The sequence below is a fragment of the Dyadobacter luteus genome (assembly GCF_003383615.1).
In the GTDB taxonomy this organism is placed as follows: domain Bacteria; phylum Bacteroidota; class Bacteroidia; order Cytophagales; family Spirosomataceae; genus Dyadobacter; species Dyadobacter luteus.
Genome location: NZ_QNUL01000026.1, coordinates 1 through 18,273, shown reverse-complemented (window position 1 = coordinate 18,273; position 18,273 = coordinate 1). Strand labels below are relative to the sequence as shown.

The following is an 18,273-nucleotide window of genomic DNA, read 5'->3' as shown; positions in this document are numbered from 1 at the left end:
CAAATTTCTTGTAGAAATTGTGACTATCAGCAAGACTCAGCGTCTAGGCTGAAATTAATCACAAACACTATAGGGAATATGAAAAAGTATTTAGCAGAGTTCATCGGAACATTTTGGCTTGTTTTAGGCGGTTGTGGTAGTGCAGCACTTTCAGCAGCATTTCCCGAAGTAGGTATTGGTTTACTGGGGGTTTCCCTGGCTTTCGGTCTCACCGTAGTTACTATTGCTTACTCTCTGGGACATATCTCAGGCGCTCATCTCAATCCGGCTGTTTCTGTGGGTTTGTGGTTAGGAGGCCGGTTCTCCGCGAAAGATTTGGTTCCTTATATCATCTTTCAGATTCTTGGTGCTCTTGTTGCAGCGGGTGTTTTGCAAATGATCGTTACCGGCAACGGAAGCGCGATAGGTGATTTTGCAGCGAACGGATATGGCGCTCATTCCCCTGGTAAGTACAGTATGAATGCTGCGCTCATTACAGAATTTGTCATGACTTTTATATTTCTGATTGTCATTCTCGGGGCAACTGATCGCAAAAGTTCACCTGGCTTTGCAGGATTGGCTATAGGTTTGGCACTTACGCTCATCCACCTTATCAGTATTCCTGTTACAAATACCTCTGTTAATCCTGCGCGTAGTATCAGTCAGGCTGTATTTGTAGGCGGTTGGGCACTGGAGCAGGTTTGGCTCTTCATTGTAGCACCAATCGCCGGTGCGGCAGTGGCAGCTATCGTTTATAAATTCATTAATACAGAAAATAACTAGGCCGCTCCGGCAATAGGTAAATTACCTGTATGCTCCCGCTGATATTTGGAAAGGATTCTGTAAAAGTCAGAAATCCTTTCCAAATGATCACTCAGAATAGATTTCGTCTCTGTTGCATATTCCAAATGCCCTTCCAGTGAATGGTAAGATTCTAGTATCGTAGATTCCACCGTGATTAACCGGTTTACGATCTGGCTCTCCTCCTCTGTATCAGAAAGCTGATCAGAAATCATTACCTCCGCCCCTTGTTTCTCCAGATCTTCATCTGTAAGCAGGCACTTCACATAATCATAAACGCCCTGTATTTCCTTCTGAAACAATAAAGCACTGAAGTACCCCTGGCTCAGGGTTTTACGCAAAGAGCTGACGTTGTCTTTTTTCAGGGCCTCCTTGTACAAAAATGCTCTTCTTTGCTGCGCTTTCCATAGCGAAGCGACTTTGCTGACAAACTCTCTTGCTGCTGCATGTTCCATATCTGTCGGGCGTTATAAATGACACCTTAAGTTACAATATAATTGTACCCGAAATACCTGAAAGTAGCTACAAATTGGATAAGTATAAGTTTTCATTTATTTTCTCCATAAATAAAAAACTTAGCACTGATTTTGTAACAGTTTACCTCTTGAATGCGTATCCATAACCAAGAGTAAATGGGTGATCTGATGCTCACGAATCTCGCTTTTATAAATGCCATACCCTGTATACATTTTTAAACTGAACGGAAACAGGCTAACTTTGTCCTCTTTCTTATAATAGAAATCCCTTATATGAGTTTATATTACTTGATAAGGCTATTACCAGTTTACGAATTTCGGATTGATATGTTTAAACCCCGCTTAATACACGCTCTGATTATTACCTGTGCCGTTACTGCCTGCCGCAAACCTGCCTCCAATCAGGCAGTGGCAACTTCAGAAATCCCCTCATTGGTAAAAATCGGAGAGAATAACTTTTCACCATCAGACTTTGCTGACTCCTACGAAAAAAACAAATCAGCTACGGATTCATCAAAAACACTGAGTCCTGAAGAATACCTTCCTTTGTATACAGACTTAAAAATTAAAGTTTTACAGGCCAAAAATGAGGGAAGAGATACTACCGCAGCTTTCAACGAAGAAATCAGTTCGTATAAGGAGCAACTCGCTAAAAACTTCCTGGTGGATAAACCGATGGTCGAGAAACTGGCTACAGAAGCTTATAACCGGTTAAAGCAAGAAGTAAGAGCATCCCATATTTTGGTAAGTGTAGCTGAAGACGCTTCTCCTGCCGACACACTTCAGGCTTACAGAGCAGCAATTGCATTGAGAGGCAGATTGGAAGAAGGCTCAGACTTCGGAGACCTGGCTTCCCGGTTTTCAGCGGATCCATCTGCAAAAACCAATAAGGGCGATCTGGGTTATTTCACAGCTTTTCAAACGATCTATCCGTTCGAGACCGCTGCATATAACCTTTCTACTGGTAAGGTATCTCAACCTATCCGCAGTAAAACCGGCTATCATTTGATCAAGGTAACTGACAAAAGAAATAGTCGCGGAATGGTGCAGGTTGCACATATCATGATCCGGATGGATTCAACAGCTACCCCTGTACAGAAAGAAGTGGCTCAAAAAGCAATTCAGGATGCGTATGCAAAACTGGAAAAAGGAGTCGAATGGCAAAGTGTTGTGGATGAGTATTCCACTGATATGCAGTCGAAAAGGAATCAGGGCTTGCTTCCATTGTTCGGTACAGGACAAATGGTCCCGGAAGTAGAAGAAGCCGCCTTTACATTAAGTAAGCCAGGTAGCTATTCCAGGCCTGTAAAAACAATGTACGGCTGGCATATCATCAGGCTTATCGAAAAGAAAAATATCGAAAGCTACGCAAACATGGCACCTTCGTTACGCCAGAAAGTAGTTACTGACACACGTGGAAAAGCACTGGATCTATCCAATGCACAACGTTTACGTAAGAAATTCAAAACTGAGGAATTTGCAGACGCCCTTAAGTCGGTTTCATCTTTGGCCGATAGTAGTTTACTGACCGGGAAATGGGATTATGCAAAAGCAGTGGGTGCCGACTGGTCCACAACCAAGCTCTTCACAATCGAACAACAACCTTATTACGCAATGGAATTTCTGAATGAAGTAAAACGCATCCAGAAAAATAAACAGAAAGGATCTTCTTTTGAACTTGTTTTCAAAAAGTATTATGATGACTATCTGACAGCAAAACTAGCTCAATATGAAAGAGCTCATCTGGAAGAATCCAGCCCGGAGTTCCGCAGTCTGATCAATGAGATCAAAGAAGGTGTACTGCTATCACAAGTAATGGAGCAGAACGTATGGCAGAAATCACTGACGGATTCACTTGGACAAGTTCGTTTTTATGAAAAAAACAAAGCGAATTTTCCTATGCCCGAGCGTGTGAAAGCGAGCTTAATAACTGCACCTGATACACAGACGATCAATGCAATCAAAAAATCGCTTGCACAAAGTCCTTACAAACTGGAAAGAAAAGGAATTGAATTGCTGTTCGCAGAAGGAATTAATGACCTGAGTAAGCAGCAAAATGATGAGCTGTCCGAATTGTTTGCGGTAATGAAAGCCAATCCTGATTATCTGGTAGAAATTGCAGGTTACAGGTCAGCATCAGAACCAGAGTCGATGTCGGCAAGCCGTATCAAAAATGTGGTAAAATACCTGAGCTCGAAGAATATTTCATTGATACGCATTATTGAAAAGGATTATGGTTCGTTCCGTCCGTCCACAGAACTGGCAAGAAACAGACGTATCAGTTTTCAGTTTTTCAGTAACTCACACAAAGATGTAGAAAAGGCCTACAATGGCGGAGGAGCTGAAAACGTTATTATTTCCGATGGTTATTTCTCCAAAGAAAATCCTTTGCTAACCAATGTAAAATGGCAAACCGGCGAGCAGATTATCTCCGGAAATAACAAAGCACTGTGGATTAAAGTTGATGCAATCGAGCCTGCCCGGATCAAAACCTTTATGGAAGCCCGGGGCAGCGTGATCAATGGGTATCAAAAAGAGTTGGAAAAACAATGGCTTTCACAACTCCATGAAAGATATCCGGTAAAAGTGAATCAGGAAGAATTACAAAAAATCAAGCGTTAAAATGTATTTTAGCATTTTGAATCGGAAATACTAAAAGCTTAGCCCGAAACACTCCTTTAAAAAGAGAAGAACTTAATAATCAATATGAATATAAATAAACTGATTGCAATTAGTCTGTTTGCAATTCTCTCCCTCGGTTCAGGTTTGCTGAGCTATGGACAAGGACAAAAAGGTGTCACGATTGACAAAATTATTGCACGGGTTGACAACCACTATATTCTCAGCTCGGAACTGGAAGAAATGTACGCCAGCTACAAAGCAAACGGCCAGAAACCACCAGAAAAATGCCAGTTACTGGAGTCTCTGATTATCAACAAAATGCTTCTTGCCAAAGCTGAGATTGACTCAGTGACTGTGGATGATAAGGAGGTTGACAATGAGTTGGATGGAAAGATGGGATACATGATCCAAAGATTCGGTTCAGAAAAGAATATTGTAGAAGCTTATGGGAAAAGCATTGAAAACCTGAAAACTGAACTGAGAAATCAGGTAAAGGATCAGAAAATCGTTGAGAAAATGCAACGTACTATATCAGGTGAAGTTAAAATCACGCCGAATGAAGTTCGTAAATTCTTCAACTCTATTCCAAAGGATAGTTTGCCTTACATCCCCGCAGAGGTTGAAATAGGTCACATCGTACGAAAGGGTACAGTCACAAAGGAGCAGAAGGATAAACTCGTAAATCAATTGAAAGATCTGAAAACCAGAGCTGAAAAAGGTGAAGATTTTGCTATGCTTGCTCAGATCTACTCGGAAGATTTAGGTTCTGCTAAAAATGGCGGAGATCTTGGTTTTTCAAAACGTGGAGCTATGGTGCCTGAGTTTGAAGGAGCTGCACTGGCTTTGAAACCTGGTGAAATGTCCGGAATTATTGAATCTCAATTTGGCTTTCACCTTATCAAACTGATTGAAACCAGAGGTGCTGAGTACCATTCCCGTCACATCCTGTTAAGACCCGATTACAATAAGGGCACTGACATGAGTACTGCGACGCGTGCACTGGATAGCCTGCGTACACTCATCACGACAGACACGCTTAAGTTCGCAAGAGCTGCACGTGACAATTCAGAAGATAAAGAGAATGCAGAAGCAGGCGGATTACTTCAGGATCGTAACACAGGCCAGGCTCACCTGACATTGGATGCTTCTATGGATCCGGCTCTCTACTTTGCTATTGATACCATGAAAGTGGGTGATATCAGCATGCCAATTTCCTACCGTATGGATGACGGATCCAGTGCAATGCGTATCTTGTGGTATAAGAGCAAAACGGAACCACATACGGCGAATCTAAAGGATGACTACGAAAAAATTGCGGACATTGTTTTAAGTAATAAACGTAACAACGCCCTGGAAAAGTGGTTCACAAAAGCACAGGGTGACGTGTTTATTAGCGTAGAACCGGAGTACAAAGACTGTAAAATACTGGGTCTGGAAAATGGGGACGACACCTGACATTCGCCCTAAAAACCCTGCAGAGCCTGAATTAATACCAATTGTAAGATAACTAAATCTAAACATTGTGAAGTACTCATCGGACGTTGAAGCAGCTGAAGCTATGAAAGTAGCTTACGAAAAAATTCGTGGTGAAATAGGAAAAGTGATCACAGGACAGGACGATGTAGTCAGAAAACTACTGACTGCCATCTTTTGCCAGGGACATTGCCTTTTGGTAGGAGTTCCCGGACTGGCCAAAACACTGCTTATTCAAACGATTGCTTCATCGCTTGATCTTAACTTCAACCGTATACAGTTTACGCCGGATCTGATGCCTTCTGACATACTTGGCTCAGAGACTTTAGATCAGAACCGTAATTTCAAGTTCATCAAAGGCCCTGTGTTTGCAAACATCATTCTTGCGGATGAGATCAACCGTACGCCTCCCAAAACGCAATCCGCTTTATTGGAAGCGATGCAGGAATATTCGGTCACGATAGCCGGGGTTAAACATCCGCTGGATCGTCCGTTTTTTGTTCTTGCAACGCAAAACCCTATTGAACAGGAAGGGACTTATCCACTACCAGAAGCACAGTTGGACCGTTTTATGTTCATGATTCAGCTGGATTATCCTTCTTATACGGAAGAGGTTAGTATTGTTAAAAATACAACCAATGATGTACGCAAGCAGGTGAATGAAGTGATTACTGCGGAAGAAATTCTGGAATTCCAGCATCTGGTGCGTCGTGTTCCCGTGACTGACCACGTCATTGAATATGCCGTAAAACTGGTTCATAAAACAAGGCCGGGTTCTACGCATGCAGTGAAAGAAACAGGCGATTACCTGGAATGGGGTGCCGGTCCACGTGCTTCACAAGCACTTATCCTGGCTGCAAAATGTAATGCATTGTTATCCGGAAAATACTCTCCCGATGTTGAAGATGTAAAAGCAGTAGCACTTCCTGTTTTAAGACACCGTATCATACGCAACTTTAAAGCAGAAGCTGAAGGAATTTCAGTAGAAGATATCATCGCAAGACTTGTGTAAGCAGGTGATGTGCATATAAATATTTAATTCGTTGATGCCAATCTCCCACAGATTGGCATTTTCTTTTTTCAGTATTTTAAAATTCAAAATTCAGTTTGATATGTCCATTCAGGGAAAAAATTACATAGGCTATTCTCTATCTGCTGAAGGAGAAAAAACATTTCAGTCTTACATACCCGCGCAGGATCAATACCTTCCGGAAAAGTTTTATTCAGCTACCATTGCAGAAACAGACAGAGCACTTCTGCTTGCAGATGAGGCATTTGATAAATACTCCAAAATCCCTTCACAACAACGTGCAGATTTCCTGATCGCCATCACCGAAGAAATCATGGCACTTGGAGACGAGTTAATTAACCGGGCTAATCTGGAAACAGGCCTCCCACTTGCGCGCTTGCAAACAGAACGAGCCAGAACCATTACACAGCTCACGCAGTTTGCAGAACTGATCCGTGAAGGATCATGGGTAGATGCCACCATCGATACGGCCATTTCTGATCGTTCTCCCGCTCCCAAACCTGACCTCCGTAAAATGCATATTCCTATTGGTCCAGTCATTGTTTTTGGTTCCAGTAACTTCCCTTTTGCTTACTCGGTTGCGGGTGTAGATACAGGACCTGCACTAGCTGCGGGAAATCCGGTGATCGTAAAAGCACATGCTGCCCACCCGGGCGTGAGTGATCTTACTGCGCAAGCTATAGTAAAAGCTGCCCAAAGAACTGGTATGCCTGAGGGCGTATTTTCAATGCTCTATGACAATGGTTTCGAAGTCGGTACGCAATTGGTAAAACACCCCGCAAGCAAAGCCGTTGGTTTCACAGGCTCATTGAAGGGAGGAATGGCTCTATACCGGTTAGCTCAGGAAAGAGAAGAACCAATCCCTGTTTATGCTGAAATGGGCAGTATAAATCCCATCGTGGTTTTGCCGGAATATCTCAAAGAGCATGCTGAAAAACTGGCAAAAACGCTGGCATCTTCTGTTACACTGGGAGCAGGGCAGTTCTGTACCAATCCGGGCATTGTATTCGTAACGGACAGTGAAGGATTCACGGAGTTTAAGACAAAATATGCTGAAGAGATCGCGGTTACAGCGCCAACTACTATGCTGACTGCCGGTATTTGCAAAGCTTTTTATAAACTTAAAAATGAAGCAAAAGAAGAAGATCAGGTAAGCATATTAGCCCAATCCGATCAAACTTCTAATCTGCATAATCAATCTCAGGCAACAGTACTGCAGGTTTCAGGCGAGGCATTTATCAAAAATCCGAAGCTACAGGAAGAGGTATTTGGTCCTTTCTCACTACTGGTTGTTTGCAGAGATGCGAAGGAAGTATTTGGTGCCATATCAAAACTCAAAGGCCAGCTTACTGCTTCACTCATGACAACAGAGGACGAGGCAAGCAATTATCCTGATATTATCATGCAGTTAAGTAAAATATCCGGCAGGTTTGTTATGAACGGAGTGCCAACCGGTGTCGAAGTTTGCCCTTCCATGCATCATGGAGGACCTTTTCCGGCAGCAAGTATCAGTCAATTCACTTCTGTGGGACGGCATTCCATTTTGCGGTTCGTACGTCCTCAATCCTTTCAGGACTGGCCGGAAACACTGCTTCCACAGGAATTAAAAAGAGCCAATCCACTGGATATTTACAGGCTCGTAAATAACACATTGACCAAAGATCCTGCCTAGAAATAGGGATCACAACTAATTAATCGCTCTGGCAACAGAAGTGATATTGAATTTAAGTAATTTGTAGACCTAAACTTTTTTAACCAAAACTATGAACCAAAAATTGGGTACCGCACTCGTCTGTCTCTCTCTTCTGGCAGCTAAGACGAACCATGTTTACGCAGACAATAAAACAGAAGCCGTTGTTGCAGCTAATCCCATTGAAGGTCGTTGGGATATCACTATTGACGTGGATGGAAAGCCTTCACCTTCATGGCTGGAAGTACGCCATTCAGGTCACAGTATGCTGATCGGGCAGTTCACCGGCATTTCAGGAAGTGCACGTCCCATTTCAAGAGTTAATTTTAAAGATGGAAAAGTTAGCTTCGCCATTCCTCCGCAGTGGGAAAAAGGTTCGGAGGACCTTCGCGTAGAAGGCACACTAGCCGACGACAAACTCTCGGGGAAGCTTACTACCAGTGAAGGCAAAACTTATAACTGGACAGGAGTTCGCGCTCCTTTACTGAAAAGAACAAAGGCGCCGGTTTGGGGTAAACCGGTAACGCTTTTCAATGGTAAAGACCTCACAGGCTGGAAAGCACTGGGAGAAAACCAATGGATTGTTAAAAATGGTGTTCTTGAAAGTCCTAAATCCGGCGCGAACCTGATCACCGAAACCAAATATGACGATTTCAAACTGCACATTGAATTCCGTATTCCCAAGGGCAGTAACAGCGGTGTTTATCTGAGAGGTCGTTATGAGGTACAGGTAACAGATAGCAAAGGAATGGAGCCGGCGCTGGATCAGATGGGTGCCATATATGGCTTTTTGCTACCAAGTGAAATGGTTGCTAAAGACGCAGGAGAATGGAATACACTTGATGTTACCCTTGTTGGCCGCATGCTTACACTCGTTGCTAATGGCAAACAGGTTATTACTAATCAGGAAATACCTGGCATTACCGGAGGAGCCATTGACAGCAATGAAGGAGAACCTGGCCCATTGCTTATTCAAGGCGACCACGGGCCTGTCGAATACCGTAACATCGTGATCACTCCTACTAAGTAACAGGAAGCAATTCCGCGGGATAGCCTACTTCTACTAGGAAAAGTCCTTCAGCCGGTGCCTGTGCGCCGGCTTTTTTTCTATTTTTCGCTAGAATCAATTCTTCAAATTCAGCTACAGACCTCTTCCCTTTTCCTACTTCCAGCAATGTGCCGACAAGCGCACGCACCATTCCTCTCAAAAACCGGTTCGACTGAATACTGAAAATCAGCATATCCCCTGTTTCCTCCCACTTCGCTTCAGAAATACTACATCTGAAATTGTTGACATTTGTATGAATCTTGCTAAAACTCTCGAAATCAACATGCTTCAACAAAAGAGCCGCGGCTGCGTTCATTTTTATAAGATCCACTTCAGCCTGTGTAGTATAGGCCATATGCTGCAAAAAGGGATTTTTGTTTCTGCAAATTCTGTACTCATAGCGGCGGTGTGTCGCTATAAACCTCGAATTGGTATCATCGGGTACTACGAAAATTCTTTTGATGGCTATGTCGTAAGGCGTAACTCCGTTTAACTTGTGAACCAGGGATTTTGTATCCCGTATCTCTTCAAAGTCGAAATGCGCATATTGCTGCTCTGCGTGTACTCCTGTATCCGTGCGGCTGCTTCCCATAATCTCAATAGGTATCCTCAACACCATACTAAGTGCCTCCTCTATAACCTGTTGCACACCCAGTGCATTGTTTTGCTTCTGCCAGCCATTATAGGCAGTTCCTTTGTAAGCAAGTTCAATAAAATAACGCATGTTACAAAAGTATAAGAATGGCGTCAATTATTGTATAAAACGGAGATATGAGTTCAACAGAAGTGATCTGCAAAACCTCTTCTGAATGCAACGAAATAAAATATTTTCGGGTTGAACTTAAGAACATTAACTTTGTCAATCGAAAAATGGCAAGCCAAGTATGATCACGGAAGAAAAAAAAGAAGAGAAGAACCTGAATTTCATCGAAGAAATTATTGAGGCAGACTTAAAGTCAGGCAAATACGAGCAAATTATAACCCGCTTTCCGCCTGAACCAAATGGCTACCTGCACATCGGACACGCCTCCAGTATATGTCTCAATTTTGGCTTAACAAAGACATTTCCCGGATATACTAATCTCCGTTTCGACGATACTAATCCCGTCACAGAAGATACAGAGTATGTTGAAAGCATTAAAAATGACATACGCTGGATGGGATTCGAATGGAAAAATGAGCTTTACGCCTCCGATTATTTCGATCAGCTTTATGCCTTTGCACTGAAGTTTATTCATGCGGGTTTGGCTTACGTTGACGACTCTACTTCTGAAGAGATTGCAGCACTTAAAGGTACTCCTACGGAGCCTGGTAAGGATAGTCCATATCGTAATCGTTCGGTGGAAGAAAATCTTGCACTTTTCGAGCAAATGAGAAACGGAGAGTTTCCGGACGGGAGTCGCACGTTACGTGCTAAAATCGACATGGCACACATCAACATGCTGATGCGCGATCCGATTTTGTATCGAATCAAACACGCGCACCACCACCGTACGGGCAATAAATGGTGCATTTATCCGATGTACGATTTCGCGCATGGGCAAAGTGATTCAATTGAAACTGTTACTCATTCTATCTGTACATTAGAATTTGCTCCGCACCGTGAGTTGTATGACTGGTTGATCGCTAAGCTGGAAATTTACCCCTCGCATCAATATGAGTTCGCTCGCCGCAACCTGAACTATACTGTTACAAGTAAAAGAAAGTTACTGCAACTTGTACAGGACGGTCATGTAAATGGTTGGGACGATCCGCGTATGCCTACGATCAGTGGTATGCGCAGAAGAGGATTCACGGCAGCAAGTATCCGCGATTTTTGTGACCGTATCGGAGTAGCCCGTCGTGAAAATATGATTGACGTAGGATTGCTTGAATTCTGTGTCCGCGAGGATTTGAATAAAAAAGCGCTTCGTCGTATGGTCGTGATGGATCCTCTGAAAGTTGTTATTACCAACTTCCCAGAAGGTGTTACCGAGATGTGCCATTCTGAAAACAATCCCGAAGATATCTCAACAGGAGTGCGTGACATCCCATTCACCAGAGAAATTCTGATTGAAAAGGAGGATTTCATGGAAACGCCCGCCAAGAAATATTTCAGGCTTGCACCCGGTAAGATGGTCAGACTAAAGGGTGCATACATCATTCAATGTGAGACTTTTGTAAAAGATGAAAATGGTGAAATTACTGAAGTTCATTGCTCATATATAGAAAACAGCAAGAGCGGACAGGATACAACAGGAATTAATGTAAAAGGCACTTTGCACTGGGTATCTGCTAAGCATGCAGTACCTGTGGAAATCCGACTCTATGACAGATTATTTTCTGTTGAAAATGTATCTATCGAAGAAGGAGACTTCAAAGATTATATCAATCCAGAATCTCTTGAAATCATTACCGGCTATGCTGAACCAGCATTGGCAGATACGAACGCGGGAGATTCGTTCCAGTTCCTTCGTAAGGGATACTTCGCAACCGACACGGACAGCACCTCTGAAAAACCTGTTTTCAACCGCACGGTAACGCTACGGGATAACTGGGCAAAAGCGGCTGAGAAATAGGTTTACCAAGTATCTCACGCAAAGAAATTAAGATTTACGCAAAGCACGCAACGATTGGATTGCGTGCTTTTTTGATGAAAGGTTGTTACGTACCTACGGCACTTCTGAATCTTTTTAACCTACCTATTTCCTACTGAAATTTTATCCCTAAAGGGATTTGACGCATGGTTGAGGAAATACAACTTGCTAATGCAGGTTCGGATGGATAATCCCGTTAGGGATACCATATTGGTAGAAAACCAATGACAACAAATGAGCATAAATGCCGTAGGCATGTAATCACTCATTCAGCTTACAAGGAACACTAGTCTATATTCACACGTCGCAACCTTTTCTAACCAAAATATAATTAGAATGTTTTTAAATAAACTTGACAACTTCGGAGTTTAGCTATATCTTTGTCACTCAGTGTTCAAAATACAAACGCCGGATTGAAGTGAGTTTCCCAAACGAATTGTTTAGTACCTCCAAAGGTTTTAGCTATCAGTGTGACAACAGTTCACGGATTGTTTTAAGATTTGCCGATATGGAAGCCCCTTTCCGTATCCATGATTTCCTCAACTTCCGCCGATTTATTAACAAGATTGATATCCAGAGCAGACTGTTTGATCTTTCTGACGAATCTGATTATGAGTTTGTTGAAGCTCCTCAAGTGAATATTTACAAGAAACTCACACTTTGTGAGCTCATTCAACTACGCGAACTTGTAAACGGTACTCATTTTGCAATTGAATTGAATTCTATGTTGCATGAAGTACTCTATTCAGAGTCAGAATTAGTCTAAATAGCTCATTCCCTTCATTTTAGACCAATTCCAAATTTTCTTTGGTCGCTTGCAATACTGAACTTTCCTCTGATATTTGTGCTTATCAATACGAAGCAAAAATAAAGAACATATATCATGAAAGACCTACTTAGACAACGGACTTCTCTTAAAGAGGAAATAGAAATATTATTGAACAACCAGGTAAAATTGGAAGCTGAAGCTTCTGCTAAATATCTGGCTATGGCATCATGGTGCGACCGCAACGGATACAAAAACAGTGCTGCTTATTTCATGAAGCAATCTAACGAAGAGCGTGAGCACATGTTGAAAATTTTCAGCTACATCATGACTGTTGGCGGAACTGCAGTTTCTCCTGAAGTCGCAGCGGTAAAGCAAGAATTCGGTTCATTCAGAAACGTATTTGAAACAGCTCTTCAAAGCGAAATCGCTGTAACTCATGCGATCAACAGAATCGTAACGCAAAGCCGTAAAGAAGAAGATTACGCAACTGAAAACTTCCTTCAATGGTTCGTAAACGAGCAAATCGAAGAAGAAGATAACGCTCGTCGTGCAATTGAACTTTTCGATGTAATTGGCGAAGACGGAACAGGTCGTTACCAAATTGACAAGGCTGTTGCTAAAATCGGATCAGACGAATAAGCTGATATTCACCATATTCTGTAAAACTGCTTCTCACGGAGCAGTTTTTTTATGTCTTTAGTTGCAATTAAATTTTATACAATTTAATTTTACACAATAAAAAAACAAGTCATGGAACTCTTAAAGCTCTCAAACCAACTTTGCTTTCCACTTTACGCGTTGTCCCGTAAGATAACGAGCCATTATCTTCCCATACTTGAAAAACTGGGATTGACTTATCCTCAATATCTGGTGATGCTTGTTTTGTGGGATGAACATAAGCTTTCTGTAAAAGAGCTGGGGGAGCGGCTCATGCTTGATTCCGGAACACTTTCTCCATTATTGAAAAAGCTTCAGGAAAAGCATTTGCTGACTCGTACCCGTTCCAGGGAAGATGAACGTGTGGTTTTGATTGAGTTGACAGATACAGGCTTGTCTTTGAAAAACATGGCAACAGGTGTGCCCAACGATATTATGTGCAGCCTTCAAATATCTATCGAAGAAATGGATCAGATGCGCAAACTCGCCTCGGGAATGCTGGAAAAACTCAATCAGTTGGAGCCGGCCTAAAAGTAACACTTAAACAAATTTCAAAAATTATGATAAATGCATTGTACACCGCTGCTGCAACCGCAACCGGTGGAAGAAATGGAAAGGTTGTTTCATCCGATAACGTATTGGATCTCGAAGTAAGAATGCCCAAAGAATTAGGAGGAGCTGGTGGAGCGTATACAAATCCGGAGCAATTGTTTGCTGCCGGCTACGCAGCCTGCTTTGACAGTGCCTTATCTCTTGTAATACGTGGTGCAAAAGTAAAAACCGGAACTACGACTGTTACCGCTCATGTTGGTATCGGCAAAAACGAGGCCGATGGATTCGGTCTGGTAATCACTCTGGAAGTAAATATTCCGGATACCGACCAGGCTACTGCTGAAGAACTTGTGGCCAAAGCACATCAGGTGTGCCCCTACTCTAACGCTACACGTGGCAATGTGGAGGTAACATTAAAAACTACCACAAACAGTTAAGAGGCATTAGTAGTAAAAGCTGCTCTGCCTCAGACCAATTCTGAGGCGGAGCAGCTTTTTTATTTCACAATAACTATTTCTTTTATTTGGTCGTTCTCAAAAAGGCAACCAATTCTGTAATCTCTTTATCTGACAACGCTTCCAGTAAGCCAGATGGCATCATAGAGGTAGGCGTCACTTCCCTTGTCTGTATATCCGACTTATTAATTAGTACTGCATCCTGTCCGACTATTCTGAGCGTCAGTTGCCGTTCCGTTTCTTTGGCAACGTTACCAACATAGGTCCTTCCATCCCGCGTTGTGACTACTACCATTTTGTAATCGTCCTGAATTTCTCCGCTGGGATCCAATATATTTCCCAGCAGATAATCCAGATTTGCCCGGTTAGATCCTGTCAGATCCGGCCCGATAATTCCACCTTCTCCATACATTTTATGACATGGACCACATGTATTGCTAAATATCAGCTTGCCACTGACTGTACTGGCACCAGCAACCGCTTGATCAGTAAGCAGTTTTTTGTATTTGGTATATGCCTTTTCATCAAATGACACATGATCAATCGGCCCCCATACTTCAACAAATCCACTTCCTACCACCCTTCGCAGCTGACGGGCAACGTAAGTTGGCACTTCTTTTTTTGCAATCGTTTTTTTAGCAATAGCTTGTGTAAGTAGCCAGCCATATTTTGGTCGCGACGCCAGCGTCTGAATTACTTCTGCTTTTTCTCTTTCATTGAACTCAGGATATTTTTCCAGCAGCAATTTCCCTAATGATTCCTGATCATAACCAGCAATAGCTCTGATCGCATCGAAGCGTAAAGCAGCTGTTCCCAATAATGCAGGCAATTCTTTCACAAGTTCAGGTCGTTGCCGGGAAGCCAGAGACTGCAACGCCTTTTGCCGTTGAGCCGTTGGTGCCTTGACATTTTTTAAAGTGATCAGATTTGCTTTCGCCGCTTCTGAATCACCAAAATGCTGCGCCAGTTCGGTAAATAACGCAGAAATTTTTCCACCGTTTTGTTTCAGCTTTGTGTAGACTGGTTTCCAGTTAGCTGGCGTTTTCACATCCGAGCGCCCTTCCAGCCCATCCCGCATACCTTCAAGCAAGTCGATTTGATTGGCTGGATTTTTTGCAATCGCCGCCAATAATATCTCATGGGCATCCGCATCCATTACCCTGCGTGCGATAAAATTACTTACCATCGGTATTTTGCCTTTTGAAGCCAGTTCGAGCGCTTTTACAGAATTCATCTTTACCAGCGGTTCTACACCGTACCAAATCATTTTCGGTAAATTGTGGTCACTGATATCTTCTCCATGTCCCAGCAATCCGTCTGCAATACTCCAGCGTAACTCTGGTTTTATCCGCTGTAAAGCAGAGGCGAGGTATAATCTTACAGGAGCCGACGAATCATCTTTTGCCATTTTTTCAAAACGGGAGAGAGCAACCGGCGAAGGAGTTTCATTTTCACACAAAAACTGAATCGCCCATGCCCGTATATATTCATCACGATCAGATAACGCTGTCAGAAGTGTCTTCTCTGGCAATCTGTTTGTCACTTGCAGCGCCCACATCGCACGAAGACGGTAATCTGCGTTGTCGCTGGAGGTGTAAGTTGCTTCCAATTTATGGACGGCCTCCTCTGATAATTTTCCTTTTGATTCTCTGTTTTGGAGAATGATACGTGCTCTTCGCGCATGCCAGTCACTTTTGCTTGTCTGGAGATCGGCGAGTTTCACGTCGCTCCATGTGTCCAAATCAGTATATCTGCCAGCCCAATTTTCTGCCAGTGAGTTTTTGGGCATAATCCTGAAAACCCTTCCTGTCTCAGAATTCAGGACGTCAGATCCGCATATATCAGCATCGTGCCAATCAAGCACATACAACCCACCTTCCGGACCTATCTCCATACTGAATCCCACCCACTGTGCGTTGTTCGCCATCATGAAATCGTCACCATGCTTTCCAGTGAATCCAGAACCTTTTCTTTCAAGAATATCAGATAAAATGCCGTGCTCATGAATATTGGCCATAAATATTCTTCCCCGTTCCGTTTCCGGAAATGCATCGGACAAATAAATCCGTGCTCCACCATGCGCAGACCTATGACTATGTGTGGCAATTGTTTTGATATCGCTATAGACATAAGGATTAAAATGTTGCCCTCCTTGCCTATGGTAAATACCTCCGGGAACCACATGCCAAAGGTGCGGAATGACACAGGCCGTCATAAACAACTGACCTTTTGCGTCATAATCGATTCCCCATGGATTACTGAAACCATGTGCAACAACCTCAAATTTGTCCTTAGTCGGATGGTATCTCCAAACACCACCATTGATATCAACTCCATCTTTCAGGATTTCTTCAGGAAACGGATCTTTGTGCTTATACAATTTCCCCTTTCCAACTGGCTTCCCCACTTTCGAGGGAGTTGCAAATCCCTGCAAGCCATATAACCAGCCATCTGGCCCCCAATGAAAACTATTAATGGTTTCATGACGATCCCGGATCCCCCAGCCAGTTAACCGAACCTCAATATCATCCACATCGGCCTTATCATCCTTATTCCGGTCAGGAACGAACAGTAAATTAGGTGGGGCGCCTATAAACACACCATCAAAACCAACTGCAATAGCTGAAGGAAATGCAATACCCTCCATAAAAACCTTACGGCTGTCTGCCACACCATCATGATCAGTATCTTCCAGTATCAATATGCGACTATCGCCTGCATTGGAAAATCCTTTTCCTCTCGACTCATAGTCTCTGTTTTCAGCAATCCACATACGTCCACGATCATCCCAGCAAAACGCCATAGGCTGTGTCATCATGGGTTCAGAGGCCCAGGCATTGACTGTGTATCCGTCCTTTATCGTCATAGCAGCAACAGCTTCCTGTGCGCTCAAAAACTTCGCCTCTCTCCCCTCCTTTTGCGCAATCGCCCAAAGCGCTGCCGTATTATACTGACCATTATTTCCGATGAATTCGCCAAAAGTCTTATTCAACGTCACATCATTAAGTTCGCCCGTATAGATTACAAGTTCATGCTTGATGACTTCCGTTTCCCCTTTTTTGATATGCCAATCAGCTTTTCTGGCGCGAGCTGGCCCTGCACCCAATTGTCCATCGACTCTCCAGGTTTGCGGATAACCTTTATTTTCCGGGTGATCCAGAATAGCAATATGCGCCAGATCGTCGCGTCCCTCCACCTGCATACCAATATCCACCCACATCGCCGCCTGACCTTCCGCTTTTTCATTCCGCTGGCGGGCTGCATTGATTACCTCACCCTTTATTCCCTGCTTCCATGGCATACGTACAAACAATCCTCCATAATCATATTTACCGATTGTTACGTCAGTCTGCGCTTCACCATTCCATTCCAGATCAAGCAAATATTTGCCATCTTTTTGTCGCATAGACCAATTCTGCGTCTCGGTCAAAACCGCCTTACCTGTGGAATCCAAAAGGTTATATACGGTTTGCCACTTTACAGTCTCCCCTTTATCTTCAGTAACTGTAGCAGATACACGTTTCCAATAATCGCCTTCCGGATGATGAAAATAATCTCTGCCATTCACCCTTGTATATCCCCAATAAATACCTGTCTGATGCTTGTGATGCCCCGGACTATATTCGGTCAATACACCTTTGCCATCGGGCGAGATAATCGGATGTAAATAAGGTCTGAAATTAGCCTTGGCATTTTGAACCAGAATCGGTTTTGATTCTTTGCCTCTGAAAACACTGATTGTTGCAGCAGATGTATCCTGAATAATATGAAGCTCCACCTCCGGATCGGATGTCTTCATACCTTTTTCCCCTGTCGGGCGGAAAAGGTAGCTTAAATTCAGTAGCAGGAATAGTACTAAAAAGGGTAAGGATTTAGTCATGTTGGAATGTGGAAAATAGAAATCAATACTTCATAAAGTTAATTTTTATCTGATTTTAATTATAGATATTACAAAATAGTTTGGTGTGTAAATACCTACCCCTAAAGAGAGGAGTTAAGCGTCTGCTACCCTGGGCTGGAGGGAGTTGGCAGCGAAATCCCCTCCTAGGAGGGACGGTCCGCCGCGCACATATCTTTGAAATTGTTGGGAAAAGTGCAAATTTGAGATAGCTGTTTAACAGGGTTGGACAGCAGCCCGTGTTTCG

General features: G+C 43.1%; 14 protein-coding genes. 11 read left to right on the top strand and 3 right to left on the bottom strand.

Going from position 1 to position 18,273, the window contains the following annotated elements:
* Positions 1 to 78: 78 nt before the first annotated feature.
* Positions 79 to 762, top strand: a complete 684-nt coding sequence (aqpZ, locus tag DSL64_RS23090; RefSeq protein ID WP_115833315.1) for an aquaporin Z — start codon at positions 79 to 81, stop codon at positions 760 to 762.
* On the opposite strand, the gene DSL64_RS23085 is transcribed toward aqpZ, so the two are convergent.
* Complete coding sequence (locus DSL64_RS23085; RefSeq protein ID WP_115833314.1) at positions 759 to 1,235, bottom strand: hypothetical protein; 477 nt, start codon at positions 1,233 to 1,235, stop codon at positions 759 to 761. The genes aqpZ and DSL64_RS23085 overlap by 4 nt on opposite strands.
* Before the next feature lie 348 nt (positions 1,236 to 1,583).
* On the opposite strand from DSL64_RS23085, the gene DSL64_RS23080 reads away from it, so the two are divergent.
* The 5 genes from DSL64_RS23080 (at position 1,584) to DSL64_RS23060 (ending at position 9,101) form a co-directional block, all read left to right on the top strand.
* Complete coding sequence (locus DSL64_RS23080; protein WP_115833313.1) at positions 1,584 to 3,878, top strand: peptidylprolyl isomerase; 2,295 nt, start codon at positions 1,584 to 1,586, stop codon at positions 3,876 to 3,878.
* 84 nt (positions 3,879 to 3,962) lie between these two features.
* Positions 3,963 to 5,333, top strand: a complete 1,371-nt coding sequence (locus tag DSL64_RS23075) for a peptidylprolyl isomerase (protein ID WP_115833312.1) — start codon at positions 3,963 to 3,965, stop codon at positions 5,331 to 5,333.
* Between the two features lie 67 nt (positions 5,334 to 5,400).
* The gene (locus DSL64_RS23070) at positions 5,401 to 6,363 is read left to right on the top strand and encodes an AAA family ATPase (RefSeq protein ID WP_115833311.1); all 963 of its coding nucleotides are present in this window, start codon (positions 5,401 to 5,403) and stop codon (positions 6,361 to 6,363) included.
* A 100-nt stretch (positions 6,364 to 6,463) separates the two neighbouring features.
* Positions 6,464 to 8,053 carry an aldehyde dehydrogenase (NADP(+)) gene (locus DSL64_RS23065; RefSeq protein ID WP_115833382.1) on the top strand — a complete coding sequence of 530 codons (1,590 nt, stop codon included), beginning with the start codon at positions 6,464 to 6,466 and terminating at the stop codon, positions 8,051 to 8,053.
* A gap of 91 nt (positions 8,054 to 8,144) precedes the next feature.
* A complete protein-coding gene (locus tag DSL64_RS23060; RefSeq protein ID WP_115833310.1) occupies positions 8,145 to 9,101 on the top strand; it encodes a 3-keto-disaccharide hydrolase in 957 nt (318 codons plus the stop codon).
* Here the strand turns inward: DSL64_RS23060 and truA are convergent.
* Positions 9,094 to 9,843 (bottom strand): tRNA pseudouridine(38-40) synthase TruA, encoded by a 750-nt coding sequence (gene truA, locus DSL64_RS23055; RefSeq protein WP_115833309.1) that lies wholly within the window; start codon positions 9,841 to 9,843, stop codon positions 9,094 to 9,096. The two genes, DSL64_RS23060 and truA, sit on opposite strands and share 8 nt — an antisense overlap.
* A 160-nt stretch (positions 9,844 to 10,003) precedes the next feature.
* On the opposite strand from truA, the gene DSL64_RS23050 reads away from it, so the two are divergent.
* From DSL64_RS23050 to DSL64_RS23030, 5 genes are all read left to right on the top strand, one after another.
* A complete protein-coding gene (locus DSL64_RS23050; protein ID WP_115833308.1) occupies positions 10,004 to 11,677 on the top strand; it encodes a glutamine--tRNA ligase/YqeY domain fusion protein in 1,674 nt (557 codons plus the stop codon).
* Positions 11,678 to 12,203: 526 nt separating this feature from the next.
* Complete coding sequence (locus tag DSL64_RS23045; RefSeq protein WP_229217198.1) at positions 12,204 to 12,461, top strand: hypothetical protein; 258 nt, start codon at positions 12,204 to 12,206, stop codon at positions 12,459 to 12,461.
* A gap of 117 nt (positions 12,462 to 12,578) precedes the next feature.
* A complete protein-coding gene (locus DSL64_RS23040) occupies positions 12,579 to 13,103 on the top strand; it encodes a ferritin (protein WP_115833307.1) in 525 nt (174 codons plus the stop codon).
* 111 nt (positions 13,104 to 13,214) lie between these two features.
* Entirely contained in the window at positions 13,215 to 13,652 is a 438-nt protein-coding gene (locus tag DSL64_RS23035; RefSeq protein WP_115833306.1) for a MarR family winged helix-turn-helix transcriptional regulator, read from the top strand.
* A gap of 29 nt (positions 13,653 to 13,681) precedes the next feature.
* Positions 13,682 to 14,110: an organic hydroperoxide resistance protein gene (locus DSL64_RS23030; protein ID WP_199539479.1), complete on the top strand. Its 429-nt coding sequence runs from the start codon at positions 13,682 to 13,684 to the stop codon at positions 14,108 to 14,110.
* An 82-nt stretch (positions 14,111 to 14,192) separates the two neighbouring features.
* On the opposite strand, the gene DSL64_RS23025 is transcribed toward DSL64_RS23030, so the two are convergent.
* Positions 14,193 to 18,008: a PVC-type heme-binding CxxCH protein gene (locus DSL64_RS23025; protein ID WP_115833305.1), complete on the bottom strand. Its 3,816-nt coding sequence runs from the start codon at positions 18,006 to 18,008 to the stop codon at positions 14,193 to 14,195.
* Positions 18,009 to 18,273: the final 265 nt, after the last annotated feature.

Bases quoted from the DNA above. Each gene is read 5' to 3' on its own strand.
- aqpZ (WP_115833315.1), top strand. From the start codon at position 79: ATGAAAAAGTATTTAGCAGAGTTCATCGGAACATTTTGGCTTGTTTTA.
- DSL64_RS23035 (WP_115833306.1), top strand. From the start codon at position 13,215: ATGGAACTCTTAAAGCTCTCAAACCAACTTTGCTTTCCACTTTACGCG.
- DSL64_RS23075 (WP_115833312.1), top strand. From the start codon at position 3,963: ATGAATATAAATAAACTGATTGCAATTAGTCTGTTTGCAATTCTCTCC.
- DSL64_RS23085 (WP_115833314.1), bottom strand. From the start codon at position 1,235: ATGGAACATGCAGCAGCAAGAGAGTTTGTCAGCAAAGTCGCTTCGCTA.
- truA (WP_115833309.1), bottom strand. From the start codon at position 9,843: ATGCGTTATTTTATTGAACTTGCTTACAAAGGAACTGCCTATAATGGC.
- DSL64_RS23065 (WP_115833382.1), top strand. From the start codon at position 6,464: ATGTCCATTCAGGGAAAAAATTACATAGGCTATTCTCTATCTGCTGAA.
- DSL64_RS23040 (WP_115833307.1), top strand. From the start codon at position 12,579: ATGAAAGACCTACTTAGACAACGGACTTCTCTTAAAGAGGAAATAGAA.
- DSL64_RS23025 (WP_115833305.1), bottom strand. From the start codon at position 18,008: ATGACTAAATCCTTACCCTTTTTAGTACTATTCCTGCTACTGAATTTA.
- DSL64_RS23060 (WP_115833310.1), top strand. From the start codon at position 8,145: ATGAACCAAAAATTGGGTACCGCACTCGTCTGTCTCTCTCTTCTGGCA.
- DSL64_RS23045 (WP_229217198.1), top strand. From the start codon at position 12,204: ATGGAAGCCCCTTTCCGTATCCATGATTTCCTCAACTTCCGCCGATTT.
- DSL64_RS23050 (WP_115833308.1), top strand. From the start codon at position 10,004: ATGATCACGGAAGAAAAAAAAGAAGAGAAGAACCTGAATTTCATCGAA.
- DSL64_RS23080 (WP_115833313.1), top strand. From the start codon at position 1,584: ATGTTTAAACCCCGCTTAATACACGCTCTGATTATTACCTGTGCCGTT.
- DSL64_RS23030 (WP_199539479.1), top strand. From the start codon at position 13,682: ATGATAAATGCATTGTACACCGCTGCTGCAACCGCAACCGGTGGAAGA.